Source organism: Ruminococcus sp. AF31-8BH (genome assembly GCF_003460605.1).
GTDB classification, from domain to species: domain Bacteria; phylum Bacillota; class Clostridia; order Lachnospirales; family Lachnospiraceae; genus Blautia_A; species Blautia_A acetigignens.
The window spans coordinates 112,167-139,143 of record NZ_QTVN01000009.1; the positions used below are offsets into that span (position 1 = coordinate 112,167).

Below are 26,977 nucleotides of genomic sequence, written 5' to 3' on the forward strand. Positions count from 1 at the left end.
GAGGGAAAGAAAGATGGTAAATCAGAAATATCTGGAAAAGGCAGAGGTGCTGATCGAGGCACTTCCTTATATACAGCGTTTTAACCGTAAAATCGTAGTAGTAAAATATGGCGGAAGCGCTATGCTGGATGAAGAACTGAAGGCAAACGTGATCAAGGACGTCGTTCTTCTGAAGCTGGTTGGCTTCAAGCCGATCATTGTACACGGCGGCGGCAAGGAAATTAGCAAATGGGTTGGAAAGGTTGGCATGGAAGCCAAGTTCATCAACGGACTTCGCGTAACCGATGCCCAGACCATGGAGATTGCAGAAATGGTTCTTGCAAAGGTCAACAAAGAGCTGGTTACTCATGTGGAATCCCTTGGCGTACAGGCTGTTGGTATCAGCGGAAAAGACGGCGGACTGCTGAAATGCAAGAAGAAATATTCAGGTGGAGAGGACATTGGATTTGTTGGAGATATCACAAGTGTAAACCCGAAAATCCTGTACGATTTGCTGGAAAAAGACTTCCTTCCGATCGTTTTCCCAATTGGATTTGACGATAATTATGACAGTTACAATATCAATGCAGATGATGCTGCATGTGCCATTGCAGAGGCTGTTCACGCAGAAAAACTCGCATTTCTTTCCGATATCGAAGGCGTTTACAAGGACAAAGATGATTCGTCATCCCTGATTTCTGAGCTTCATATTCAGGAAGCAAGGAAGCTGATTGAGGACGGTTTTGTAGGCGGCGGAATGATTCCGAAACTGAACAACTGTATCGAGGCAATCGAGCATGGAGTTAACCGGGTTCATATTCTTGACGGAAGAATTCCTCACAGTTTACTGCTGGAAATCTTCACAAACAAAGGTATTGGAACCGCTATTTTAAGAGAGGACGGAGAGAAATATTACCATGAACATGAATAATCAGATGGAAGAATCAGAAGCTAGTATTCTTCACACATATAATCGTTTTCCAGTTGTATTTGACCATGGAGAAGGAGTACATTTGTACGATTCCGAGGGCAAAAAATACCTGGATTTTGCAGCTGGAATTGCTGTAAATTCCCTTGGATATCACTATCCTGGATATGACGAAGCACTGAAAGAACAGATCGATAAGCTGACTCATATTTCCAATTTATATTACAATGAGCCTATGACTGAGGCTGGTGCCAAGCTTGTAAATGCAAGCCGTATGGATAAGGCTTTTTTCACAAACAGCGGTACAGAGGCCATTGAGGGAGCTTTAAAAGCTGCAAAGAAGTACGCATATATTCGTGACGGCCATGCAGATCATGAGATCATTGCCATGAATCATTCTTTCCATGGAAGATCCATCGGCGCGCTTTCTGTTACTGGAAATGCCCATTACCGTGAGCCGTTTGAGCCTTTAATGGGCGGCGTTAAGTTCGCTGATTTTAATGACTTGGACAGCGTAAAAGCACAGATCACAGACAAAACCTGTGCCATTATTATGGAAACGGTACAGGGAGAAGGCGGCATTTATCCGGCAGAAAGAGAGTTCTTGGAGGGAGTTCGTGCCCTGTGTGATGAGAAGGATATTATCCTTATTCTGGATGAAATTCAGTGCGGAATGGGACGTACCGGATACTATTTTGCATGGCAGGCATACGGTGTTCAGCCGGATATTATGACCTGTGCAAAAGCACTTGGATGCGGTGTTCCGGTGGGTGCTTTTGTGCTGAATAAGAAGGTGGCACAGGCTTCCCTGAAGCCGGGAGACCACGGTACAACTTACGGTGGAAATCCATTTGCATGCGCTGCAGTAAGCAAGGTTTTCGACATTTATGAGAGGGATATGATCCTGACTCATGTACAGGAACTGACCCCATACCTGGAGAAAAAACTGGATGAGCTTGTGGCAAAGCATGAGTGCGCAGCTGCAAGAAGAGGCATGGGATTCATGCAGGGAATTGTGATCCAGGGACGTCCGGTTGGGGAGGTTGTAAAGAAGGCTCTGGAGAAGAAGCTTCTGGTTATTTCTGCTGGAAGCGATGTGCTTCGTATTGTGCCTCCTCTTGTGATCACAAAGGCAGATATTGATGAGATGGCAGAGATTCTGGATGAGTGTCTGGCATAAATTACAGTAAAAATTTGGCACAGAAGTTCTTCTTGGCCAATGAAAAAAGATACTCTGAAAGTATGTTTTTGATGTGCTTTCGGGGTATCTTTTTTGTCTGAAAAGACCCGGGTTCGATAGTCTTATTCTTCTGCGAAGTCGAATTCGTCTTTGAATTTCTCTTTGAAAATATCAAAAACGGAGGAGAGGATATCGTCATCATCAACAAAAACGTAGCTCTCTGCTTCGTCATTTCCACCTTCCTCGACCTGAAGGATCAGAACTTCCTCATCCTCGTTTTCCTCTTCGCCTTCCACGTCCTCGATTGGCGGGAGAAGAACTGCGTAGCGCTTTCCTTCATAATCAATCTGATCCAGAAATTCAAAGTCCATGTCTTCTCCGTTCTCGTCAGTGAGAGTGATGATCTCAATTTCCTCTTCAACTGGTGTGCTTTTGTTCATTTCGTCAGCCATATCTTTTCTCCTTTCGTGATGAATGTCCGTACGTTCGACAGTCATCTGATGTTGGACTTATTATAGCAACTGATGGGCGGATTGGATAGGTGGAAAATATAGAAATTTCTATGAAATTTTGTGCAGGAGGTATAAATTTTCAGACAAGGAATTATTTTGGAAAAATACAGTTGACAAGTAAAGTTGTCAATGCTACAATAGCAACAATATGAAATGACAAATATACTTGTCAAAATGACAAAGAAACAAGTCATTCTTATGCGCAGCTTACACGAAAGAGAAATCTGCCATCCACGGCAGAAGAAAGGAAAAGAAATGGCACTGGAGAACCGTTTGAAGGAATACCGGGCGCGGCTGGGAATCAATCAGGCTGATATGGGGAAGCTTGCAGGAGTATCCAGACAGACCATCAGTCTTATTGAGCGCGGGGATTACTCGCCGTCAGTAACCCTGGCTCTGAAGCTGGCAAAGATCTGCCGGGTGACAGTGGAAGATATTTTTATTTATGCGGAGGATGAAGAAGATGAATAAGGGAAAATCTAAGAAGAAAATGAATTCATATTTAAAGATGATACTGCTCATGGCAGCAGGCGGTGTTGTCGGAGGAATTGTTGGTTTTGTTACAGCGTTTAGCGGAGAGGATTATATAGCAGTTATCGGGCATGGAATGGATGCTTTTCTTTTTGCGGTACGTGATCATGCATTAATGCTGGAATGTATTTGCGGTGCAATCTGTCTTGTGATCTGCGAGACCAATTATGGGAAGATGAAGAGAATGGGAAAACAGATGCAGGATGCTGGGGACGATGAATATCATGAACTGCAGTATCGCATTGAGGTGTCCTCCAGCTGGGGTATGATCGCAAGTACAGTGGGAACCGTTCTTATGATGCTGATCATTTCACCAGGATATTCTATGAAATATATTGAAAGCCAGAGCACAGGTGAGACATGGATGTTTTTAGCAGAAATCGTCGTGTTTTTGGGACTGGTCGGATATTTTAGTTTGTGGCAGGTTCGCTATGTAAAGCTGGTCCAGAGACTTTATCCGGAGAAGAAAGGCGACCCTACTTCTATGAAATTTCAGGAGCAGTGGCTCGCAAGCTGTGACGAAGCGGAGAAGGAAGAAATCTACGAAGCAAGCTATAAGACTTACCTGCTGACTGGAAAAGTACTTCCTGTCTGCACATTGGTGGCTATGCTGCTTCATATGGTATGGAATACAGGAGTTCTCGCTATTATCATCCCAGCTTTTCTCTGGATCTTATCGTCATCTAATTATTGTCACTGCTGTGTTACGAAAAAAAGTGAAAAACTTGCGAAGTGAATGAATCTTTGAAAAATACATATAATACTATTGTGGAGGTGCCGGAAGAGCACCTCCTTTTCTTCCAAAGAAAGGGAGCATCTTTGGGGAAAACGGCAGAATGTTAATTGAATCAAAGAAAGAATCTGGAAGTATAGGACGCTTATGGAGGTATTATATGTGGGGAATTCTTGTGGCATTGATATCTGGTGCATTGATGAGCATTCAGGGAGTATTTAATACGGAAGTGACCAAGCAGACCAGCTTGTGGGTGTCTACCGGATGGGTGCAGCTGTCTGCATTTGCGGTCTGTGTGCTGGCATGGATCTTTACAGGAAGGGACAGCATTGCAGCCCTGTGGCAGGTGGAGAATAAATATACCCTGCTTGGAGGTGTGATCGGTGCCTTTATCACCATTACAGTGATCCAGAGTATGGGAAGCTTAGGCCCTGCCAGAGCAGCCATGCTGATCGTCATTTCCCAGCTGGCAGTGGCTTATGTAATAGAATTATTTGGCTTATTCGGAGTAGAAAAAGTGGATTTTGAGTGGCGCAGACTGCTTGGCATGGCCATTGCAATTGTAGGAATTGTCATATTTAAATGGGAGAAATAATGATAAAAAGGATATGAGTGTCAAAAAAATAAAAGGTTGATAAAATTTAGAAATGGTATTGTAAAAAATGTAAAGTTTCGTTAAAATAGATGAGGTAAAGCATGAGTGGCGGGGAACCTTGACAAAAAGCGGAAAGGGGAACCGACATGGAAAGAAAAAAGAAGCTTATATGTGGAATCCGGATAGCTTTATTTGCAGTCTTGGCGGCAGTATGTATGACAGGATGTACGAGCCGCGAGGATGTTTTTCTGGAAGAAATTGCAGGTGATACAGATCGTATCGAAGGTACAGAGAATGCCAAAGCCACAGGCAGCACTGGGGAAAAACAGACGGACCCCGGAGAACTTGATAATCCGGTTTCAGGAGATGACGTTCCTCTGATGACACAGATTCCACAGACCATATTTGTAGATGTATGCGGAGCGGTTGCAAATCCAGGAGTATATGAGCTGGATGAAGGAAGCCGTATTTTTCAGGCGGTAGATGCAGCCGGAGGGTATTTGCCTGAGGCAGCACAGAACTATCTGAACAGAGCCAGAAGCCTTACGGATGGGCAGCAGATTTATGTTCCCACAGAGGAAGAAATTGCAGAGAATCTGGAAGCACTTGCCTCAAAAGTACCGGAAGCACTGCAAAGCGGTGCGTCAGAGGACACTGGCAGAGAAGGAAATTCAGAAGACAGCTTGGCAGAAGGGGTTGGAAGTAATTCCGGCATTAATCTGAATACTGCAGATGCTGCGCAGCTTTGTACCCTGAGCGGAATTGGTCAGTCCAAGGCAGAAGCTATTATTGCATACAGAGAAGAACATGGAGGATTCGCCTCCATAGAAGAAATTATGAATGTAGAAGGTATCAAAGAAGGTACCTTTTCCAAAATAAAAGATAAGATATCAGTTGGATAAGGGAGAGTCTGAATGAGCAGGAAAGTTTTGGTAGTAGATGATGAGAAACTGATCGTAAAGGGAATCCGATTCAGCCTGGAGCAGGATGGAATGGAAGTTGACTGTGCCTATGACGGTGAGGAAGCCCTTGAGATGGCGAAGGAGAAGAAATACGATATTATTCTCCTTGACCTTATGCTTCCCAAGATGGATGGCTTTGAGGTTTGCCAGCAGATCAGGGAATTTTCAAATGTTCCCATTGTAATGCTTACAGCCAAGGGAGAAGACATGGACAAGATCCTTGGTCTTGAATATGGTGCGGATGATTATATCACCAAACCGTTTAATATCCTTGAGGTAAAAGCAAGAATCAAAGCGATTATGCGCCGTGCAGGCAGCAATCAGGAAGAGAAAGAGAAGGCCAAGACCATCGAGGCAGGAGACCTGAAGATGGACTGCGAGAGCCGCCGGGTATTTATTGCAGGCAAGGAGATTAATCTGACTGCCAAGGAATTCGATGTGCTGGAGCTTCTGGTGTTTAACCCAAACAAGGTATACAGCCGTGAGAACCTGCTTAACATCGTATGGGGATATGAGTATCCTGGTGATGTCCGTACTGTGGATGTACATATCCGTCGCTTAAGAGAAAAGATTGAGGCGAATCCCAGTGAGCCGAAATATGTACACACCAAATGGGGTGTGGGATATTATTTCCAGGCGTAAGAGATGCCAGAGAAAAAGAAACCAAGCTTCTTAAAAAGTCTGCGTTTCCGTATTCTGATCATTCTGGTCATTCTGGGAATCGTACCAAGTGTCATAGTTGCCAATGTAATGGTAGCTGCTTACGAGAATAAGGCAGTAGCTGTGCGCAAGCAGACCGTTGAGAAGCAGTGTGACATTCTGTGCAACCTGTTAATTAAAGAAAATTATATGAATGACTCCAGCTCGCAGGATGTGAACAGCAAGCTGGAGTTGTTGTCTAATGTATATGATGGCAGAATTCTGCTGGTTGACAGGGACTACAGGATTATCAAGGATACTTATGGCGTAGATGAAGGCAAGACACTGATCTCCAGTATGGTGATCAAGTGCTTCAAAGGCGAGGAAGCCAGCCGCTATAACAACAAAACACAGAAAATTGAGATGGCGATTCCGGTGAAGAGTCCGGAGGTGAAGCAGCTTCAGGGAGCTATGCTGATCAGCTTTTCTTCCAATGAGATTGCTGAGAATATTCAGGAACTGGAGCAGAAGAGCATTCTGATCACAGGAATTATCATTGTGCTTGCTGCGCTTCTTGGATATGTGCTTTCCACTGTACTTGTGAAGCCATTTGCAAGAGTTACCAAATCCATCGAGGATCTGACAGACGGTTATCAGAATGAGGAGATTTCCGTTCCGGATTATACAGAGACGGCGTTGATTACTGACGCATTTAATAAGATGCTTTCCCGTATGAAGACACTGGATGAATCCAGAAATGAATTTGTATCCAATGTGTCCCATGAGCTGAAGACGCCGCTTACTTCCATGAAGGTGCTTGCGGATTCCCTTGTAGGCCAGGAGGGAGTACCGGAAGAGCTTTATCAGGAGTTCATGAGCGACATTACAGCTGAGATCGACCGTGAGAATAAGATCATTACCGATCTTCTTTCCCTGGTGAAGCTGGATAAGAAGGCTGCTGACCTAAATGTAGAGCATCTGAATATCAATCAGCTTCTTGAGGACATTCTGAAAAGACTTCGTCCAATTGCAGATAAGCGGCACATTGATCTGATCCTGGACAGCTTCCGTCCTGTGGAGGCAGATGTGGATGAGGTGAAGTTTACCCTTGCAATCAGCAATTTAGTAGAAAACGGTATCAAATACAATGTAGATGACGGATGGGTGCGCGTGACTCTGGATGCAGACCACAAGTATTTTTATGTGAAGGTTGCAGATTCCGGCATGGGAATTCCAGAGGAATCCATTGGAAGGATCTTTGAGAGATTCTACCGTGTGGACAAATCTCATTCCAAGGAAATCGGCGGTACAGGGCTTGGACTTGCCATTACCAGAAGTGCGGTGACCAAGCATCACGGCAACATTCAGGTTGAGAGTAAGGAAGGAGAGGGAACTACCTTCACCGTCCGCATTCCATTATCTTATATTCCGTAGGAGGTGCCGATGAAGAAGCTTTTTAGTGCGGTGCTTGCCCTGGTCCTTGCCTGTAGTCTGCTCACAGGCTGTACGGTGGAAACCCAGGAGGAGAAAGTGGACAGCGGCAGCAACCAGTATTATTTATATTATGTAAACAAAGACGAGACCAAGGTGGTAAAAGAACGGTATCAGCTGGAGCAGGAGAGCGCAGAGTTTATGCTGCAGGATTTTACCGGTATTCTGAATGCCCAGGAAGGAAGCGGAGATAATCTGGCGCTTCTGCCTTCTGGAGTACAGCTTGTCACATACCGTTTGAATGAGTCTCTTCTGGAACTGGAATTTAACAGTGATTACAGTAAAATGTCAAGAGCCAGGGAGATTCTGGTGCGCGCCGGAGTAGCGCGGACATTTCTGCAGATTCCGGGCGTTACCGGAATCAAGATCTTTATTGAAAGTGAAGAACTGAAGGATTCCAAAGGACAGGCTGTGGGCGTGATCGACGGCAATACTTTTGTGGAGATGTGGGGGTCAGATAAGGATGCTTACCGCTATGACACCTTTACCCTGTATTTTACAGATAAGACAGGGGAGCATCTGGTGGCAGAGCAGCGAAATGTGTACTACAAGCGCATTCTTCCCCGTGAGCGCGTCATCCTGGAGCAGCTTGCCAAGGGACCGATGGTGAAGGGACACTATCCGACCATTCCACAGGAAACAGAGATTCTGGGCGTAGAAGTATCTGACGATGTTTGCTACGTGGATTTCAGTTCTGCCTTTTCTGATTCAGGGATTGATATTCCTGTAAATACTATGATCTATTCTGTGGTAAATTCTCTTCTGGATACTGCATCTGCAGATAAGGTGCAGATTTCTGTTGAAGGAGATACGGAAGCCACACTTAGTGACGGAACATCTTTATATAGTCTTTTTAGCAAAAACACAGATTTGGTCCTTAAAGAGGATCAAAGTGAGTGAAAGCCAGGAAAGGAGCGTGTTTGATGACGCGAAGACCGCTATGTATGCTGTGTCTGATCCTGATGCTTTCCATGTGTGCTACAGACTGGGCGGGGATTCCTCTTATACGGGGGAATCCTCTTCCGGAAAATGCGGCTTCCTGGATCGAGGAGCATCCCCAGGCAACCCTATGTGGAGAAGTGATACAGACCACAGAAAATGAATTTTCACAATCTGTTTATCTAAGCAATGCCTATCTGATTTATCAATCACAAAAATTATCCATTGAAAATGTAAAAGTGTTTTTAAAACAAAGAGAAGAAGTTCCAGCCGGGACTGTTATTTTGGTATCCGGAAAGCTGAAAAGAGTGGAAGAAAAGCGAAATCCAGGGGAATTCGACAGCCAGCAGTATTATGCCAGCCAGCATATTTATTATTTGCTAAACAATGCCGAAATAATAGAAAAATCAGAAAATTATTCGGCATACAGGCAGGGAATAAGTCAGCTTCGGGAGTACCTGGCAGGAGTCCTTGGGAAAATTGCTGGAAAAGAAGCCGGTATTTTTCAGGCAATCGTGCTTGGGGATAAAACCAGTCTGGACAAAGAAGTGAAGCTTCGATATCAGATGGCTGGCATTGTGCATATTCTTGCCATTTCCGGACTGCACATCAGTGTGATCGGAACCGGGCTGTATCAGCTTCTTATGAAAACCGGGCTGGGAATCTGGGGGTCTGGTTTCCTGGCACTGCTTTTTATGCTGCAGTATGGCGTGATGACTGGGGGAAGTGTATCTACTATGCGTGCGGTCTGTATGTTTCTCATCTCAACAGGGGCAAAAATAACAGGCCGTATTTATGATCTTCCTACAGCACTAGCTGTTTCCGCAATGATGATTCTGGGAGAATCTGGGGCTTATTTGTACAACAGCGGATTTCTTTTATCCTTTAGTGCAGTGGCAGGAGCTGGAATTGTGGTTCCTGCGTTTACCAGGACTCTGGAAAAAGGAAAGGAGAGCAGAACCGGGAAGTTATGTACGGCGCTGGCTGCATCTGCCGCCATACAGCTGACTATGCTGCCTGTTTCCCTGTACTTCTTTGGAGAAATTTCTCTTATTGGAATTTTTCTTAATCTGATCGTACTTCCCACTGTTGGAGTGGTACTGGGAAGCGGTGTGCTGGGAATGATTCTTGGCTGTGTAAATTTGAAGATTGGGAGCCTGATGATTTTTCCGGGAAAGATTCTGGCAGGATTTTACGAGAAATTGTGTATGCTGGCTGGAAATCTGCCCTTTGGAACATGGATCGCCGGACAGCCGGAAATCTGGCAGATCGTTGCTTACTATGCGGTTCTTGCCAGTGCGGTATTGCTGCTTACGTATAGAAAGAAAAAAAGCAGTACATCAGATAAGGAAAAGGACAAGGTGCAGGAGAAAAATATAGCTGGAAATTTGAGAGTGCGTAAATATCTGTCACTGTTTCTGATCTGTACCGCATTGTTTCTGATCTCCTGGAGAAAAACGGAGTCGTTTTCCATCACCTGTCTGGATGTAGGGCAGGGAGATGGAATTGTGGTGAGAACGCCAGAGGGCAACTGTTTCCTTGTAGATGGCGGAAGCACAAACAAATCCGGAACCGGGCAGTATCAGATTCTCCCTTATCTGAAAAATCAGGGGATTTCCAGAGTAGACGGAATTCTGGTATCACACACAGATAAGGATCACATCAGCGGAGTAGAAGAAATTCTGGAACTGACAGCGCAAAAACTGAATTCTGTTGAAATTGGCTGCCTTTATCTGCCCAATTGGAAAACGCCGCCAGAAGAATGGGAAAAGCTGTCACAGCTTGCGAAGGAAGCGGGAATTTCAGTAAAACAAGTCAAAGAAGGTGACTGTCTGAAAGCCGGAAAACTGGAAATGCAGATAGTCGCCCCTTTGGAAAATGCATCTGGAATAAATGTAAATGAGGATGGAATGGTACTGCAGGTAAAGTATGGAGAGTTTACCGGATTACTGACTGGTGATATGGGAGAAGAGACGGAACAGAAACTTCTGGAAATGGGGGACCTTGAGGATGTGGATTTTCTGAAGGTAGGACATCATGGCTCCCATTATTCTACCAGCCAGCAATTTCTTGACAAAATTAAGCCAGAGTATGCCATTATTTCCTGTTCTTCTACCAATACCTACGGTCATCCTGCCCCGGAAATTGTGGAAAGGCTGGAAAAAGCCGGCTGCAAGGTGGGATTTACCATGAAAAGCGGTGCAGTGACGGTTTCCTGGCAGAAGGGGAAAATTCGGCTGAAAGGATATCTGGGAAATTATATTTAATTATGCTTTAATAAAAAGAAATTTTGTGGTATGGTTTAATGGAACGTCAGGCATAGCCAGGGACTGTGCTGACAGAAAAATCCCGGAATGACAGGAGCGTATATTTTGAAGAATATCCAGGAAGACATTAAATCAGGAAATTTTAAAAGTGCATATTTGCTGTGCGGCGAGGAAGCATATCTGAAGGTGCAGTATAAAAATAAACTGCTGAAAGCGTTGAATCCAGATGACGATACCATGAATTTCAACCATTACGAAGGCCGGAACATCGATGTGAAGGAGCTGATCGACCTTTGTGAGACCATGCCTTTTTTTGCTGACCGCAGAGTGGTTCTGCTGGAAGATACCGGATTTTTCAAAAACAAATGTGATGAACTGGCAGATTATATGAAAGAGCTTCCAGACTATCTCTGCCTTGTTTTTGTGGAAGATGAAGTAGATAAGCGAAGCAAAATGTACAAGGCTGTAAAATCCTGCGGCAGGATCGGGGAATTTGCCCGTCAGGATGAGAAAACACTGATGCAGTGGGCAGCTGGCATTTTGAAAAGAGAGGGGAAAAATATTACCCAGCGCGACATGGAACTTCTTCTGACTATGACAGGAATTGATATGGGAAACCTGAGAATGGAGCTGGAGAAGCTGATCACTTACACCGGAGACCGGAATGTAGTCACAAGGGCAGACATCCAAGAGGTCTGCACCACTCAGACCCAGAATAAGATTTTTGACATGGTACGTGCTGTTACGGAGAAAAACCAGAAGCGTGCCTTAGATCTGTATTATGATCTTCTGACATTGAAAGAGCCGCCTATGCGAATCCTGTTTCTTCTGGCAAAGCAGTTTCGGCAGCTTTTGCTGGTGAAAGAATATACAGAGGAAGGCGTGGCACAGCCGGAGATGGCGTCCAGGCTTGGAGTGCCTTCTTTTGTAGTGCGAAATATTGCTTCCTGCGCAAGATCCTACCGGATCAGTGAACTGCGCCAGGCAGTGACAGATTTTGTGGACGCGGAAGAAGCGGTGAAAACAGGAAGGCTCCAGGATGTACTTAGCGTGGAACTGCTGATTGTAAAATACAGTTCTGCGAGAAGGTAAAGTGAGATAGAAAATTTGGAAAAGCATAGAAAAAAGGCAGTCGATGACGGTTCGACTGCCTTAATTTTCACTTATAAGCTTATAACTAAAAATTCAGATATCTATTAGCCAATGCTGTTAACGGCTTTGGATAAACGGGAAACTTTTCTAGCGCAGTTGTTTTTGTGATAAACACCTTTGGAAGTTGCTTTGCTGATTGTAGAGATAGCCTCTTTTAATGCAACCTCTGCTGCTGCCTTATCGTTGTTAGCTACTGCCTCGTCAACCTTTCTCATGGAAGTCTTAACAGCAGAACGGATGGATTTGTTTCTCGCAGCTTTTGTTCTGTTAACTAAAATTCTCTTTTTTGCAGATTTGATGTTAGCCAATTCGTACACCTCCAATTCATGTGTAAATGTAAAATGTGCGTTGCACAGGAACAGACACGGGCGTTCCTATGAACATGCTTATATAGTTTATAATAATTGCGGAAGATTGTCAATACATATTTTAACAAAAAGTGGAGAGATTATATAGAAACGAAAGAAATAAATTGCTGGATGAAAAACGAAAACAGAACTACCGGAGGAAAGGAATATGCTGGGGAGCTACAAAATCAGGACAGATCTTGCAGTAGAGGCAAGAGAGCGCTTTACAGAAGAAAATGTGGAGGTGCGTGGTGTTGAGGTGCGGGAAGAATATAATGAAGAAAAGGAAATCAGAACAACGGTTGTAAAGATTACCACAGAAAATGGCGCCCGTTCCATGGGAAGGCCTCAGGGCACTTACATCACGATCGAGTCAGAAGGACTTTCTGCGCCGGATGAAGATTATCACAGAGAGGTATCGGAGGAGCTGTCCAGGCATCTGCGCCAGCTGATCGGACTGGAGAAAGAGAAATCTGTGCTGGTTGTAGGGCTTGGAAACCAGGCGATTACAGCGGACTCTCTGGGGCCTGAGGTTGTGGGAAATTTGCGCATGACCCGCCATCTTATACGGGAATATGGCCTGAAGAGTACCAGCGAGGAAGCACTTCACGCAATCAGTGGTATCGTTCCCGGTGTGATGGCCCAGACGGGAATGGAAACTTCTGAAATTATAGAAGGCGTAGTAGAAATCACAAAGCCGGATGTGGTGATCGCGGTGGATGCTCTGGCGGCGAGAAGTACCAGAAGGCTGAACCGGACTATTCAGATCACAGATACAGGAATTACGCCAGGGTCTGGTGTGGGAAATCACAGAAATGGCCTTACAGAAGAAAATTTGAAAGTAAAGGTGATTGGAATCGGAGTGCCCACTGTGGTGGATGCAGCTACCATTGTCCACGATTCCATGTCCCATCTTCTAGATGCATTGGAGGAGTCGGAGCAGAAGGAATTTCTGGAGGAAATGATTTCCCCTCACCTGCATGGCATGTTTGTGACGCCAAAGGACGTGGACGAGACCATTAAATATTTAAGCTATACCATTTCAGAAGGGCTGAATATGACTTTTGAGCCGGGAGATTGATCGGTGCATAAAAATAAGAAATGTGGAAAAGGAAAAGGAAAAGAAAAAAAGAAACATACGGGGGAAAACACCGTCATAGGATAACCTTAAAGAGGTGATTCCGTGACAAGAGTCCAGAAGGTATTCTGCATTTTTCTTTGCCTGTGTTTTCTGGTGGTTCTGGCAGTAATGCCAGAGCCTTTTTCCCTGTGGAAAATCATAGAAAACGTGTACAGGCAGTTCCCCCTTTATTATTTTATTGAGGAAAAAACACAGGAAACCTGGCTGGAGACGGACAAGCAGACCCTGGCGCAGATTGCCAGGGAGAATGGAAAATACCTGGGGCAGCAGATGCAGAGCAAGAATAAAACAGAAGAGGATAATATAGAAGAAAAAAAGGAGGAAGAGTTAAAAACAAATCCAAAGACGGACACAAATTCCAAAGCCCTCACCGAAACCGAGACAACCGCAGCTGCGCAGCAGGCGGCCGTCCTGCCCCACCCGCTTCTGGATCTTTCCCCGGACAGGCTTGCAGACTATGATTTTCTCCTGAATAATTTCTATATTGTAGACGAAAATACAGACGCATCCGCCGCCAACCTAAACGCTGCTCAGTTTCTGGCAGAAGATTTTTCCCTGAGTCACGGTCCTCTTGAGCCCCAGATTCTGATTTATCACAGCCATTCCCAAGAGACCTTTGCAGATTCCAGGGAAGGGGAGGAAAGCGACACCATTGTTGGCGTGGGCGATTATCTTACCAGCCTTCTCACAGAAAAATACGGCTACCAGGTCATGCACATAAAAGAAGCTTTTGACATGATGAGCGGGGAACTGGACAGAAACAAGGCCTACGATTACGCCTGTGATTATGTGGAAAAAGTGCTTGAGGAAAATCCTTCCGTGGAGGTAGTGATTGATCTTCACAGGGACGGCGTAGACGAGGACCGAAGGCTTGTCACGGAAATCAACGGGAAAACCACAGCCCAGATTCTATTTTACAATGGCCTGAGCTACACCAATACCCAGGGCCAGGTGGATTATCTGCCCAATCCTTACATACCCGACAATCTTGCTTTTTCTTTTCAGCTGGAATACCAGGCGGCTCTGTACTACCCTGATTTTTACCGGGGAATTTACCTGGCTGGACTGCGCTATAACCTTCATCTTCGGAAGCGGTCCCTCCTTCTGGAAGCTGGCGCTCAGACTAATACGGTGCAGGAGGTGAAAAATGCCATGGAGCCTTTTGCAGATATCCTGAACAGAGTATTAAAAGGAAGTGACAAACAGAATTAATCTGTGCTATAATCTCTTGATAGGATAAAAGAGTATAGCATAACCAGAGGAGGAATGTCTGGAATGACAGACCAGAGTAAAATTCGAAATTTTTGTATTATTGCACATATTGATCATGGTAAATCCACACTGGCAGACAGAATTATAGAGATGACAGGTCTTCTTACAGAGAGAGAAATGCAGTCCCAGGTTCTGGATAATATGGAGCTGGAGCGTGAGCGCGGAATCACCATCAAATCCCAGGCGGTCCGCACGGTTTATCATGGAAAAGACGGACAGGAGTATATTTTCAACCTGATCGATACCCCAGGCCATGTAGACTTTAACTATGAGGTTTCCCGAAGCCTGGCGGCATGTGACGGTGCGATTCTTGTTGTAGATGCTGCCCAGGGTATTGAGGCCCAGACACTGGCCAACGTATACATGGCATTGGATCATGACCTTGAGGTCATTCCGGTAATCAATAAGATAGACCTTCCAAGTGCAGAGCCGGAGCGTGTGATTAACGAGATCGAGGATGTGATCGGCCTGGAGGCACAGGACGCCCCTCAGATCTCTGCGAAAACAGGACTGAATGTAGATCAGGTGCTGGAGCAGGTTGTTGCCAAGATTCCTGCACCAGTGGGAGATGTGAATGCACCGCTGAAGGCGCTGATTTTTGATTCCATTTATGATTCTTATAAGGGAGCCATTGTTTTCTGCCGTATGGTAGATGGAAAGGTTCGCAAAGGTACTACCATCCGCATGATGGCTACCGGATTTGTGGCAGAGGTTGTGGAAGTTGGATATTTCGGAGCCGGACAGTTTATTCCATGTGAGGAACTGACCGCTGGAATGGTTGGATATATTACGGCCAGCATTAAGAATGTAAGAGATACCCGTGTAGGTGATACCATTACCGATAACAATCGCCCATGCGAGGAAGCTTTGCCAGGATACAAGAAGGTAAATCCTATGGTTTACTGCGGCCTTTACCCGGCAGATGGTTCCAAGTACGGGGATCTTCGGGATGCACTGGAGAAGCTGCAGCTCAACGATGCTTCCCTTTTCTATGAGCCGGAGACATCTGTAGCCCTTGGATTTGGTTTCCGCTGCGGATTCCTTGGACTTCTCCATCTGGAGATCATCCAGGAGCGTCTGGAGCGAGAGTATGACCTGGATCTTGTCACCACAGCGCCCAGCGTTATTTACAAGGTTCACAAAACAAACGGAGAAGTCATTGACCTGACCAATCCTACCAATCTTCCGGATCCTTCTGAAATCGAGTATATGGAAGAGCCAATTGTCAATGCAGAGATCATGGTTACCACAGAGTTTATCGGTGCGATCATGGATCTTTGCCAGGAACGCCGCGGACAGTACCTTGGCATGGAATATATGGAAGAAACCCGTGCCCTTCTGAAATACAAGCTTCCGCTTAATGAGATCATTTACGATTTCTTTGATGCCCTGAAGTCCCGCTCCAGAGGATATGCGTCCCTGGATTATGAGCTTTGCGGCTATGAGAGAAGTGAGCTTGTGAAGCTGGATATTCTTGTAAATAAGGAAGAAGTGGATGCCCTTTCCTTTATTGTCCATGCAGATACTTCCTATGAAAGAGGCCGTAAGATGTGCGAGAAGCTGAAGGATGAGATTCCCCGCCAGCTGTTCGAGATTCCGATCCAGGCAGCTGTTGGAAGCAAGATCATTGCCAGAGAGACCGTTAAGGCCATGCGCAAGGATGTTCTTGCAAAATGCTATGGCGGTGATATTTCCCGTAAGAAGAAGCTTCTGGAGAAACAGAAGGAAGGCAAGAAGAGAATGCGTCAGGTGGGAAATGTAGAGATTCCACAGAAAGCATTTATGAGTGTACTGAAGCTGGATGAGAATTAAGGCGGAGGAAGCAGATGAAAGTAAAATTACATGTTCTGATCAGAAGAATCAAAAGAAGTTTCAGAAATGACCGGGAACAGTGGATCAAAGGAGGAATCCTTGCAGCTATCCTTCTGGTGATCGTGATTTTTGCAGGAAGCTGTGCATGCGGCAAAAAGAAGGTGAAGGAGCCGGATGCAGCGTCCCAGGGAGTAATGAAGATCACCCCGATTCCAAGCCCTACTCCTACTGTGGCACCTCGTCAGGTAAATAAGGACGCAGTTGCACAGAGCGGCAGTGTGACTATGGTGAATGAATATCTGGTGCAGAAGGAAGAGCAGAGCGCTTCCGGAACCAGCACCTCAGATCAGCAGAAGGCTTCTTCTGAGAGTGTAGCTGATGGCGGGGAGGACACATCTTCCCAGGATACCAGTGCGGATACAGTGGAAGATTCTTCAGAGAACGAATAAGAAAATGACGCGTTTTTTCTATAAAAATGCAGACTCATTTTCAGGAGGAAAATCAGGATGGGAAAAAAGAAGGACAGTCTGGAACTGTATTTTCATATCCCGTTTTGCATAAAGAAATGTGATTATTGTGACTTCCTGTCAGGTCCTGCTACCAGGGCCGGGCAGGAAGCTTATATTTATGCACTTTTACGGGAAATGAAGGCTGCTTCAGCCATAGAAAAGCGTACGGTGGATACCGTTTTTATCGGCGGAGGGACACCCTCTGTGCCGGAGTGTGGCATTATGGAAAAACTTTTGCAGGGAATTGGGAAAAATTTTCAGCTGGCAGCAGATGCGGAGGTTACTATTGAGGCGAATCCGGGAACTCTGACGCCGGAGAAGCTTGCGCTTTACCGCAGATATGGGATTAATCGGATCAGCATTGGCCTGCAGTCTCCCGAAAACCAGGAACTGCGCGCACTTGGCAGGATCCATAATTATCAACAGTTTCTGGAAAGCTATCACATGGCACGGGAGGCGGGTTTTTCTAATATTAATATAGATCTGATGTTTGCAATCCCGGGACAGAGCTATGAAGGCTGGATCCAGAATCTTCGCACAGTGGCCAAGCTTGGCCCAGAGCATATTTCCGCGTACAGCCTGATCATTGAGGAGGGAACACCTTTTTCCGCAAGAAAGCTGGATCTGCCGGATGAAGATACAGAATACCGGATGTACGAGGATGTGGCAGCGGTTCTTGGCAAATATGGGTACTATCAGTATGAGATTTCCAATTATGCAAAAAAAGACAGAAACTGCAGGCATAACGAAGGGTACTGGCAGCGAAAGGACTATCTGGGCCTGGGACTTGGAGCCGCATCTTTGGTTGGCAGGGAGCGGTTTACCAATACATCTGATATGTCAGAATACCTGGAAAACAGCGGAAATCTGGAAAAAATACGAACAGACAGAGAGACTCTTACCAGGGAAGATGAGATGGGCGAGTTCATGTTTCTTGGACTTCGCATGACAAAAGGCGTATCAAAAAAAGATTTTCAGGAATATTTCGGAACTTCCATAGAGAAGATATATGGAGAAGTGTTGGAGAAATATAAAAAACAGGGACTGCTTCTGGAGGAGGACGGAAGAATCTGTTTATCCAGAGCTGGGATTCATGTAAGCAATGCAGTTATGGCGGATTTTCTCCTTTGAAAAAGAGATAAGAACCACTTGACGAACACATGTTCACATGATATCCTTGAGAAAATGATGCAAACTCAATAAGAAGCCGGAAGAAGTTTCGGAATTATGTGAAATACAAGGTGATGATAGCCGCAGCTGGCGGTTTGGAAATGGAGGAACAGATGGCAGCAGAGAATAAGAAACAGTTTATCAGAATCAGAGGAGCTAATGAGAACAATCTGAAGAATCTCAGCGTGGATATTCCAAGGGATAAGTTTGTGGTTCTTACCGGCCTGAGCGGTTCCGGCAAGTCTTCCCTTGCCTTTGATACTATATATGCAGAGGGGCAGAGACGTTATATGGAATCTTTGTCCTCCTATGCCAGACAGTTCCTGGGTCAGATGGAGAAGCCAGATGTGGAGAGCATTGAGGGGCTTCCTCCTGCGATTTCCATTGATCAGAAGTCCACGAACCGCAACCCAAGGTCTACAGTGGGAACTGTGACAGAGATTTATGACTATTTCCGTCTTTTATATGCCCGCGTGGGAATTCCACACTGCCCGAAGTGCGGGAAGGTAATTGCCAAGCAGACGGTAGACCAGATGGTGGATCAGATTATGGAGCTGCCGGAGCGCACCAAGATCCAGCTTCTTGCCCCGGTAGTCCGCGGACGCAAGGGAACCCATGCCAAGCTTCTGGATCAGGCTAGACGCAGCGGCTATGTAAGGGCAGAGATTGATGGGAATGTGTATGAGCTTTCCGAGGAGATCACTCTGGATAAGAATATTAAGCACAACATTGCCATTATTGTAGACCGTCTGATTGTGAAGCCGGGAATCGAGAAGCGACTTACCGATTCTCTTGAGACCGTGCTGAATCTGGCAGATGGACTGGCAGTTGTGGATACCATGGATGGGAATTATATGAATTTCAGCCAGAGCTTTTCCTGCCCGGACTGCGGAATCAGCATTGATGAAATTGAGCCGAGAAGTTTTTCCTTTAACAATCCTTTTGGTGCATGCCCACAGTGTCTGGGACTTGGATATAAGATGGAATTTGATCCGGATCTGATGATTCCAGATAAGTCCCTGAGTATTGCACAGGGAGCTATCACCGTAATGGGATGGCAGTCCTGTACGGATAAGAGCAGCTTTACCAACGCAATTCTGAATGCACTGTGCCGGGAGTATGGATTTGATCTGGATACGCCATTTCAGGACTATCCTAAAAAGATACAGGATATTCTTCTGTACGGTACAGGCGGACATTCTGTGAAGGTTTATTATAAGGGCCAGCGTGGAGAGGGCGTTTATGATGTGGCCTTTCCAGGCCTGATCCGCAATGTGGAGCAGCGCTACAAGGAGACTGGTTCTGAATCCATGAAGCAGGAGTATGAGAGCTTTATGCAGATCACTCCATGTACTGCCTGCAAGGGACAGCGACTGAAGAAGGAATCCCTGGCGGTTACTGTTGCGGATAAGAACATTTATGAAGTGACCAATATGTCCATTGATAAGCTGAAGGTGTTTTTGCAGAAGATGGAGCTGTCACCTCAGCAGCTGCTGATCGGCAAACAGATTTTGAAGGAAATCCGGGCGAGAGTGGGATTCCTGGCAGATGTAGGACTGGAATATCTTTCCCTGGCACGGGCGACAGGAACCTTGTCAGGCGGTGAGGCTCAGAGAATCCGTCTGGCAACCCAGATTGGTTCCGGACTGGTGGGCGTTGCTTATATTCTGGACGAGCCAAGCATCGGACTGCATCAGAGAGACAATGACAAGCTTCTGGGAGCGCTGATGCATCTGCGTGATCTGGGCAACAGCCTGATCGTGGTGGAGCATGATGAAGATACCATGCGTGCAGCAGACTGTATTGTGGATATTGGACCGGGAGCTGGTGAGCACGGCGGACAGCTGGTAGGAATGGGAACTGCCGAGGAGCTGATGAAGAATCCGGACTCCATTACAGGTGCTTATCTCAGCGGCAGGCTGAAAATCCCGGTACCGGAAGTGCGTAAGGAACCCACTGGATTTCTTACCATCAAGGGTGCAGCAGAGAATAACCTGAAGCATATTGATGTAGATATTCCGTTGGGAATCATGACCTGCATTACAGGTGTTTCCGGTTCCGGCAAGAGTTCTTTGATTAATGAAATCCTCTATAAGCATCTGGCAAAAGAACTGAATAGAGCCAGAGTAATACCGGGCAAGCATGATGCTATTCTGGGAATTGATCAGCTGGACAAGGTAATTGCCATTGACCAGTCTCCTATCGGACGTACGCCCAGATCCAATCCTGCCACCTACACAGGAGTCTTTGATCAGATCCGTGACCTGTTTGCTGCCACTGCTGATGCCAAGGCCAAGGGCTATAAGAAAGGCCGCTTCAGCTTTAATGTGAAGGGCGGCAGATGTGAGGCCTGCAGCGGTGATGGAATCATCAAGATTGAGATGCACTTCCTGCCGGACGTATACGTACCCTGCGAGGTGTGCAAGGGCAAGCGGTACAACCGTGAGACGCTGGAGGTGAAATATAAGGACAAGAGCATTTATGATGTGCTGAACATGACAGTGGAGGAGGCCATGACCTTCTTTGAGAATGTTCCGTCCATCAGAAGAAAGATTGAGACACTGTATGATGTGGGACTTTCTTATATCCGTCTGGGACAGCCATCTACTACTCTGTCAGGAGGGGAGGCACAGCGTATTAAGCTGGCGACTGAGTTGAGCAGGCGCAGTACAGGTAAAACCATTTATATTCTGGATGAGCCGACTACCGGACTTCACTTTGCAGATGTGCAGAAGCTGGTGGAGATTCTCCGCAGACTGTCAGATGGCGGTAATACTGTAGTTGTGATTGAGCATAACCTGGATGTCATTAAGACGGCAGATTACATTATTGATATCGGTCCGGAAGGCGGTGACGGCGGCGGAACCGTTGTTGCCAAGGGTACTCCTGAGGAGGTTGCGAAGAACCCGGCATCCCATACTGGACACTATGTAGCAAAATATCTCAAATAATCCTCTTTCCAATTGGGACATTTTTGTTTATAATGGTACGAAGAAAGATATCAGAATGAATTGTTGTCAATGGAGTAAAGAAAGGGGAATTCAATGCCTGCCAGTGATATTGGAATTGACCTGGGAACCAGGAACAGTCAGGTATATTCCACTGGACGGGGACTGGTACTCAGCGAGCCGTCCGTAGTGGTTTATGATAAAAATACAGAGAAAATAAAAGCAATCGGCGAAGAAGCCAGACAGATGAGCGGCCATTTATCTTCCAACTTGGAAGTGATTCGTCCCATCCGCCAGGGTGTGATCGTGGATTACACCGTTATGGAGAAAATGCTGAAATACTTTATTTCCAGGGCTATGGGAAGACATGCTTTCCGCAAGCCCAGAATCAGCATCTGCATCCCCAGCGGAACTACAGAAATCGAGAAGAAGGCGGTGGAGGAAGCAACCTATCAGGCTGGAGCAAGGGAGGTATTCCTTGTGGAAGAGCCCATTGCAGCTGCCATCGGTGCCGGAGTGGATGTGACCAAGCCATTTGGAAATCTCATTGTGGATATTGGAGGCGGAACTACGGATGTGGCGGTAATCTCCATGGCAGGACTGGTTGTATCTGCATCTGTGAAGGTTGCCGGGGATAATTTTGACCAGGCAATCATGAGCTATGTGAGAAAGAATCACAGCCTTTATATCGGCGAGGATGCTGCCGAGAACATCAAGATAAAAATCGGAACCGCAAGCCAGGAGGCTTCACCGCGGACACTGGAAGTAAAGGGAAGAAACGTGATCACAGGACTTCCCAAGGTGGTCACTTTAACTTCCGAGGAAATCCGCATTGCCTTGAAGGACGCTACCAATCAGATCGTAGAGACGGTACATGGAGTTCTGGAGAAAACGCCTCCGGAGCTGGCTGCAGATATTGTAGACCGGGGAATTGTGCTGACCGGAGGCGGAGCGATGCTTCACGGAATGGATACTCTGATTGAGCAGAAGACTGGAGTAAGCACACTTACCGTGCAGGATGCCATGTCCGCTGTTGTGGTGGGAACCGGCAAATATGCCGAAGTACTTACCAGAATGGAAGAGTAATGGCAGGGACTGTATTTGCGGAGATTATAATGGATTATTCAGGAGAAGGGTACTGCTTATGCAGTACCCTTTGTGAACAGGAGGGATTCTGTCTGATGGGAATACCAGAAGGGATGACTTTTGGATATGTACTGGCAGCAGGAGAATAAGGGATGAGTGAGAAAATTACAGGATATATTGATCATGTGGTATTCCGAAATGAAGAAAACGGCTACACAGTTATGGTACTTAAAACCTCAGATTCCGAGGAAGAAGTCACCTGCGTGGGAACCTTTCCGGATATTACCCAGGGGGTAACCATTGAAGCAGAGGGACAGTTTTCCCAGCATCATGTGTACGGCAGGCAGTTTGTGATCCATTCCTATGCGGAGAAAGCACCGGAGGATACCCAGGCAATGGAGCGTTATCTTGGTTCCGGAGCGATTAAGGGAGTGGGAGTTGCACTGGCTGCGAGAATCGTCCGGTATTTCGGCGAGGACACCCTGCGAATCGTGGAAGAAGAGCCGGAAAGACTGGCAGAGGTGAAGGGGATCAGTGAAAAGAAGGCCAGGGAAATCGCTGCTCAGGTTACCGAGAAGGCGGATATGCGAAAAGCGATGATGTTCCTGCAGAAATATGGGATTTCCCTGAATCTTGGAGCCAAGATCTATCAGAAATATGGCCAGTCCGTGTATGGAGTCCTTCAGGAAAATCCATATCGTCTTGCTGATGATATTTCCGGTGTAGGCTTCAAAATAGCAGATGCCATTGCATCCCGTATTGGGATTCACGCAGATTCAGATTACAGGATCCGCAGCGGCATGATGTATACTCTTATCCAGGCTTCCGGGGAAGGCCATGTCTATCTTCCCAAGGAAGAGCTGTTCGCAAGGGCATCCCAGCTGCTGCGTGTAGATGTTTCTTATATGGAGAAGCATCTCATGGATATGGCTCTTGACAGGAAGCTGGTACTGAAGGAGAAAGACGGCATCGTGCTTGTTTATCCAAGTCAGTATTATCATTTGGAGCTGAATACTGCCAGAATGCTGACGGAGCTGAATATCCGTTATCCTCAGGATGAACAGATGATGGAGAGACGGATCGCTCAGATTGAGAAAGAAACAGGTACCGTGCTTGAAGAAATGCAGAAGAAAGCTGTGATAGAAGCTGCGGGAAACGGACTGTTTGTGCTCACAGGAGGACCTGGTACCGGTAAAACAACCACCATCAATGCCATTATCCGTTTTTTTGAAGGAGAAGGGGCGACGCTTCGGCTGGCAGCGCCAACGGGACGTGCGGCGAAGCGCATGACAGAGGCTACTGGATATGAGGCGCAGACCATACACCGCCTGCTTGAGCTGAATGGAGTTCCTGATGATGACAACCGGGAGTCCCAGGGCATTCATTTTGACAGAAATGCGGAGAATCCGTTAGATACGGATGTGATCATCATTGATGAGATGTCTATGGTGGATATTTTTCTCATGCATTCCCTGCTTCTTGCTGTGACAGCCGGAACCAGGATCATACTGGTAGGCGATGAGAACCAGCTGCCAAGCGTGGGACCTGGAAATGTGCTGCGCGATATCATACAAAGCGGAGTTTTTCCAGTGGTAGAGCTGAAGAAGATTTTCCGACAGGCTTCTCACAGTGATATTGTGGTGAACGCCCACAAAATCCACAATGGACAGCAGATTTCTCTGGATAATAAAAGCCGGGATTTTTTCTTTTTAAAGAGATACGATGCGGACATTATTATCCGGGTGGTTATCGCACTGATTCAGGAGAAGCTTCCGCGATATGTGGATGCAAAGCCTTTTGAAATCCAGGTTCTGACGCCTATGAGAAAGGGACTTCTTGGAGTGGAAAGGCTGAACCAGATTTTGCAGATGTATCTGAATCCGGCTGGCCCTGACAAAAAAGAAAAAGAGATCGGCGAACGGCTTTTCCGGGAAGGGGATAAGGTCATGCAGATCCGGAACAACTATCAGATGGAATGGGAAGTCCGTGGAAAATACGGAATTCCGGTAGAGGAAGGCGTAGGCGTGTTCAATGGAGATACAGGAATTCTGAAGGAAATTAATGAATTTGCAGAGACTGCCACTGTGGAGTTCGAGGATGGCCGTTTCGCAGATTATTCCTTTAAACAGCTGGAAGAACTGGAGCTTGCATATGCCATAACCATACATAAATCCCAGGGGTCGGAGTACCCGGCAGTAATCCTGCCCCTTCTTTCCGGCCCGAAGATGCTGATGAACCGCAACCTTCTGTATACAGGAGTGACGCGGGCAAGGAAATGCGTAACTGTAGTTGGAAGTGAGGAAACCTTTGGGGAGATGATCCGCAATGAGAAGCAGCAAAAACGTTACAGCTCTCTTGGAACAAGGATACGGGAGCTTTCTGAACCTGCTGTATCCCAGACGGTGTCCCCTGTGTCACAGGATTCTTAAGGACAGCCATGCACTGATCTGTCCGGAGTGTGCAGGAGACCTGAGACCCATCCAGGGAGCAAGATGCTACAAATGCGGAAAACCGGTGAGTGAAGAGGAAGAATACTGCAGGGACTGCAAGGCCGCCCCGGGTGCTTTTGACCAGGGAAGAGGTATTTTTCTGTATGATGACCGGATGAAATACTCGATTATGAAATATAAATACTTTGGCTGCCGGGAATACAGCCGCTTTTACGGAAGAGCACTGTATCTTTATGGGAGGGATCAGCTGGCTTTGTGGAAGCCGGATGTGATCGTTCCAGTTCCGCTTCACTGGAGGAAGCTGCGCAAAAGAGGGTTTAACCAGGCAGAACTGCTTGCAGAGGAGCTGGCCAAAAGTGCGGGAATTCCGGTGGATGTTTCGCTTCTGAAGAAGAGCAGGGCGACCAGGTCCCAGAAGAAGCTGGATGCGGCAGGACGCAAGAAGAATCTGAAGAAAGCTTTCCAGGTTGTGGGAAATCCATCGGGAATGCGTATTTTGCTGATTGATGATGTGTATACTACTGGAAGTACCATGGATGTGCTTGCACATGCTCTTCTGGAAAAGGGTGCATCCCATGTATTTTTCCTGACGGTATGTATTGGAAGCAACAGGTAAAAAAACACTTTTCATGCCATGGGATATATGATACAATCATCCTGTATGAGTATAGCTTTTCAGCTTTAAAAGAAATGCATAAGGAGCCATTTATGATAAATGAAGAAAAAGTAAAGATAATGGACCGGCTTGCTTTATATGAGAAACAGGAAGGCAGGAAATATCTTCCGGTGAGCAAGTATTACAGGAGTGATTATATCGGTCTGGCACTGATTAAGAATTTTTTCCTTGTTACAATTGGATATGGACTGATACTTGCACTGATCGCAGCATATAATCTGGAATATCTTCTGGATAATGTTCACAAGATGGATCTGGTTTCTCTTGGTGTGGTGGTCCTGGCTGGATATGTGGGGACACTGGTTGTGTATACACTGCTTACCTATATTCAGTATACCGTGAAATATCACAGAGCCAAGAAAAGCGTGAAGGAGTATTATTCTCAGCTGACTAGGCTGGAGAAGATTTACAACCGTGAAGAAAAGAAATTCGCAGGACGTGAAATGTCAGGAGGATATAGAAAATGACAGCATTACTTGAATTAAAGCAGAAAATAAAAGGAATATACGGGCAGTATGAAATGTATATCCTGCCTGTACTGAAATTTGTGCTTGCGCTGGTATATTTTTTATGGGTCAATTCCAATATGGGGTATATGTCCCAGCTGAATAACGTATTTGTCATTCTGATCCTGGCACTGATCTGTTCTATCCTGCCGTCTTCCGCTATGATGTATATTGGTTTTATACTGATCCTTGCTCACAGCTATGCGCTTGGAATTGAAGTGGCAGGCTTTATGCTGGTGATTATTCTGCTGATGCTCATTTTCTTTATGAGATTCAGCGGAGAGCAGAATATAACATTTGTGTTTACCCCGCTTTCCTTTGCATTCAGTATTCCGGCACTGCTTCCGATTGGAAGCGGACTGATGGAGAGCAGCCTGTCTGCAATTCCGGCCGGATGCGGTGTGGTAATGTATTATTTTATCCGCTTCTTAAGAGTACAGTCCGCGATTCTGTCGAATCCGGATCTTGATATGACAGACAAACTGCAGATCATGGCAGACGGTCTGGTGCAGAACTGGGGAATGTGGATCGCTGTTGTAGCTTTTGTAGCAGTGACACTGCTGGTGAACCTGATCCGTACCCGTTCTTTTGATCATGCATGGAGGATATCCATTATTACAGGCGGTGTGGCATATGTGTTTATAATGCTGGTTGGAAGTTTTGGAATGAACCTGAATGCAACCGTTGCAATGGTACCGCTGCTTGTGTGTACGGTTTTAGCAGTGCTTCTTGCACTGGTGCTGGAATTCTTCGCATTTGGCGGGGATTACAGCAGAGCTGAGAGGCTGGAATACGAGGATGATGAGTATTTCTACTATGTGAAGGCAGTGCCCAAGGCATCTGTTGCTACCTCAGAAAGAAGCATCAAGAAGATCAATGCAGAGCCGGTAAGAGAAGAGCGCAGGTCAGAAGAGTCCTCCGGCACCTATGCGAATCCGATTTTCCGTCAGGATGAAAGACCGAAGAGAAAGAAAACTGCTGTTCCAGCTGCTGAGAAAAGACCGAGACAGGCCGAGAAACCAGCTGCAAAGGATGTGGATTTTGAGAAAAAGCTTGAGGAATCCCTGAAGGATCTCTAAAAGCAGGATATTAATGAAACAATGAAGACGGCTTCCCCACTGAGCGTGGGGAAGACCTGTACCGGAAAGGAGT

General features: G+C 46.1%; 24 protein-coding genes. 22 read left to right on the forward strand and 2 right to left on the reverse strand.

Annotated features, from left to right (window positions below; genetic code table 11):
* Positions 1-13 precede the first annotated feature (13 nt).
* Together argB and DWZ38_RS12560 are read left to right on the forward strand one after the other, a co-directional pair.
* On the forward strand, positions 14-910 hold the full coding sequence (argB, locus tag DWZ38_RS12555) for an acetylglutamate kinase (RefSeq protein WP_021925599.1): 897 nt from the start codon (positions 14-16) through the stop codon (positions 908-910).
* Positions 897-2,087 (forward strand): aspartate aminotransferase family protein, encoded by a 1,191-nt coding sequence (locus DWZ38_RS12560; RefSeq protein ID WP_021925598.1) that lies wholly within the window; start codon positions 897-899, stop codon positions 2,085-2,087. Before argB ends, DWZ38_RS12560 begins: the two co-directional genes overlap by 14 nt.
* 122 nt (positions 2,088-2,209) lie before the next feature.
* Here the strand turns inward: DWZ38_RS12560 and DWZ38_RS12565 are convergent, their stop codons facing one another.
* Complete coding sequence (locus DWZ38_RS12565) at positions 2,210-2,539, reverse strand: DUF1292 domain-containing protein (protein WP_243000251.1); 330 nt, start codon at positions 2,537-2,539, stop codon at positions 2,210-2,212.
* Between the two features lie 315 nt (positions 2,540-2,854).
* On the opposite strand from DWZ38_RS12565, the gene DWZ38_RS12570 reads away from it, so the two are divergent.
* From DWZ38_RS12570 to holA, 9 genes are all read left to right on the forward strand, one after another.
* On the forward strand, positions 2,855-3,070 hold the full coding sequence (locus DWZ38_RS12570; protein ID WP_117853345.1) for a helix-turn-helix transcriptional regulator: 216 nt from the start codon (positions 2,855-2,857) through the stop codon (positions 3,068-3,070).
* Positions 3,063-3,866: a DUF3169 family protein gene (locus DWZ38_RS12575; protein ID WP_021925595.1), complete on the forward strand. Its 804-nt coding sequence runs from the start codon at positions 3,063-3,065 to the stop codon at positions 3,864-3,866. The genes DWZ38_RS12570 and DWZ38_RS12575 overlap by 8 nt, the downstream gene beginning before the upstream one ends.
* 157 nt (positions 3,867-4,023) lie before the next feature.
* On the forward strand, positions 4,024-4,458 hold the full coding sequence (locus tag DWZ38_RS12580) for a DMT family transporter (protein WP_021925594.1): 435 nt from the start codon (positions 4,024-4,026) through the stop codon (positions 4,456-4,458).
* A gap of 146 nt (positions 4,459-4,604) precedes the next feature.
* Positions 4,605-5,360, forward strand: a complete 756-nt coding sequence (locus DWZ38_RS12585; RefSeq protein WP_243000252.1) for a helix-hairpin-helix domain-containing protein — start codon at positions 4,605-4,607, stop codon at positions 5,358-5,360.
* 12 nt (positions 5,361-5,372) lie between these two features.
* Complete coding sequence (locus tag DWZ38_RS12590) at positions 5,373-6,062, forward strand: response regulator transcription factor (protein WP_021925592.1); 690 nt, start codon at positions 5,373-5,375, stop codon at positions 6,060-6,062.
* 3 nt (positions 6,063-6,065) lie between these two features.
* Positions 6,066-7,493 carry a HAMP domain-containing sensor histidine kinase gene (locus DWZ38_RS12595; protein ID WP_117853175.1) on the forward strand — a complete coding sequence of 476 codons (1,428 nt, stop codon included), beginning with the start codon at positions 6,066-6,068 and terminating at the stop codon, positions 7,491-7,493.
* A gap of 9 nt (positions 7,494-7,502) precedes the next feature.
* On the forward strand, positions 7,503-8,450 hold the full coding sequence (locus DWZ38_RS12600; RefSeq protein WP_117853177.1) for a GerMN domain-containing protein: 948 nt from the start codon (positions 7,503-7,505) through the stop codon (positions 8,448-8,450).
* A 23-nt stretch (positions 8,451-8,473) separates the two neighbouring features.
* On the forward strand, positions 8,474-10,756 hold the full coding sequence (locus DWZ38_RS12605) for a DNA internalization-related competence protein ComEC/Rec2 (RefSeq protein ID WP_117853179.1): 2,283 nt from the start codon (positions 8,474-8,476) through the stop codon (positions 10,754-10,756).
* A 105-nt stretch (positions 10,757-10,861) separates the two neighbouring features.
* Positions 10,862-11,848: a DNA polymerase III subunit delta gene (gene holA / locus DWZ38_RS12610; RefSeq protein WP_021925588.1), complete on the forward strand. Its 987-nt coding sequence runs from the start codon at positions 10,862-10,864 to the stop codon at positions 11,846-11,848.
* Positions 11,849-11,952: 104 nt separating this feature from the next.
* Here the strand turns inward: holA and rpsT are convergent, their stop codons facing one another.
* Positions 11,953-12,216: a 30S ribosomal protein S20 gene (gene rpsT / locus DWZ38_RS12615; protein ID WP_330385673.1), complete on the reverse strand. Its 264-nt coding sequence runs from the start codon at positions 12,214-12,216 to the stop codon at positions 11,953-11,955.
* Between the two features lie 208 nt (positions 12,217-12,424).
* On the opposite strand from rpsT, the gene gpr reads away from it, so the two are divergent.
* The 11 genes from gpr to DWZ38_RS12670 all read left to right on the forward strand — a co-directional run bounded on the left by gpr (position 12,425) and on the right by DWZ38_RS12670 (position 26,904).
* A complete protein-coding gene (gene gpr / locus DWZ38_RS12620) occupies positions 12,425-13,336 on the forward strand; it encodes a GPR endopeptidase (RefSeq protein ID WP_021926279.1) in 912 nt (303 codons plus the stop codon).
* A 102-nt stretch (positions 13,337-13,438) separates the two neighbouring features.
* A complete protein-coding gene (locus tag DWZ38_RS12625; RefSeq protein ID WP_243000253.1) occupies positions 13,439-14,608 on the forward strand; it encodes a stage II sporulation protein P in 1,170 nt (389 codons plus the stop codon).
* Positions 14,609-14,671: 63 nt separating this feature from the next.
* The gene (gene lepA, locus DWZ38_RS12630) at positions 14,672-16,480 is read left to right on the forward strand and encodes a translation elongation factor 4 (RefSeq protein ID WP_347519662.1); all 1,809 of its coding nucleotides are present in this window, start codon (positions 14,672-14,674) and stop codon (positions 16,478-16,480) included.
* A gap of 14 nt (positions 16,481-16,494) precedes the next feature.
* Entirely contained in the window at positions 16,495-16,929 is a 435-nt protein-coding gene (locus tag DWZ38_RS12635; RefSeq protein WP_117853187.1) for a hypothetical protein, read from the forward strand.
* A 57-nt stretch (positions 16,930-16,986) separates the two neighbouring features.
* Positions 16,987-18,120 (forward strand): radical SAM family heme chaperone HemW, encoded by a 1,134-nt coding sequence (gene hemW / locus DWZ38_RS12640; protein ID WP_117853190.1) that lies wholly within the window; start codon positions 16,987-16,989, stop codon positions 18,118-18,120.
* Positions 18,121-18,272: 152 nt separating this feature from the next.
* Positions 18,273-21,110 carry an excinuclease ABC subunit UvrA gene (gene uvrA, locus DWZ38_RS12645; protein WP_117853352.1) on the forward strand — a complete coding sequence of 946 codons (2,838 nt, stop codon included), beginning with the start codon at positions 18,273-18,275 and terminating at the stop codon, positions 21,108-21,110.
* A gap of 93 nt (positions 21,111-21,203) precedes the next feature.
* Positions 21,204-22,193, forward strand: coding sequence for a rod shape-determining protein (locus DWZ38_RS12650; protein WP_021926285.1), 990 nt, complete (start codon positions 21,204-21,206; stop codon positions 22,191-22,193).
* A 152-nt stretch (positions 22,194-22,345) separates the two neighbouring features.
* On the forward strand, positions 22,346-24,622 hold the full coding sequence (locus DWZ38_RS12655) for an ATP-dependent RecD-like DNA helicase (RefSeq protein WP_021926287.1): 2,277 nt from the start codon (positions 22,346-22,348) through the stop codon (positions 24,620-24,622).
* A complete protein-coding gene (locus DWZ38_RS12660) occupies positions 24,549-25,259 on the forward strand; it encodes a ComF family protein (RefSeq protein ID WP_243000254.1) in 711 nt (236 codons plus the stop codon). Before DWZ38_RS12655 ends, DWZ38_RS12660 begins: the two co-directional genes overlap by 74 nt.
* A 92-nt stretch (positions 25,260-25,351) precedes the next feature.
* Positions 25,352-25,786, forward strand: a complete 435-nt coding sequence (locus tag DWZ38_RS12665) for a hypothetical protein (RefSeq protein ID WP_021926289.1) — start codon at positions 25,352-25,354, stop codon at positions 25,784-25,786.
* A complete protein-coding gene (locus DWZ38_RS12670; protein ID WP_021926290.1) occupies positions 25,783-26,904 on the forward strand; it encodes a hypothetical protein in 1,122 nt (373 codons plus the stop codon). The genes DWZ38_RS12665 and DWZ38_RS12670 overlap by 4 nt, the downstream gene beginning before the upstream one ends.
* Positions 26,905-26,977 lie beyond the last annotated feature (73 nt).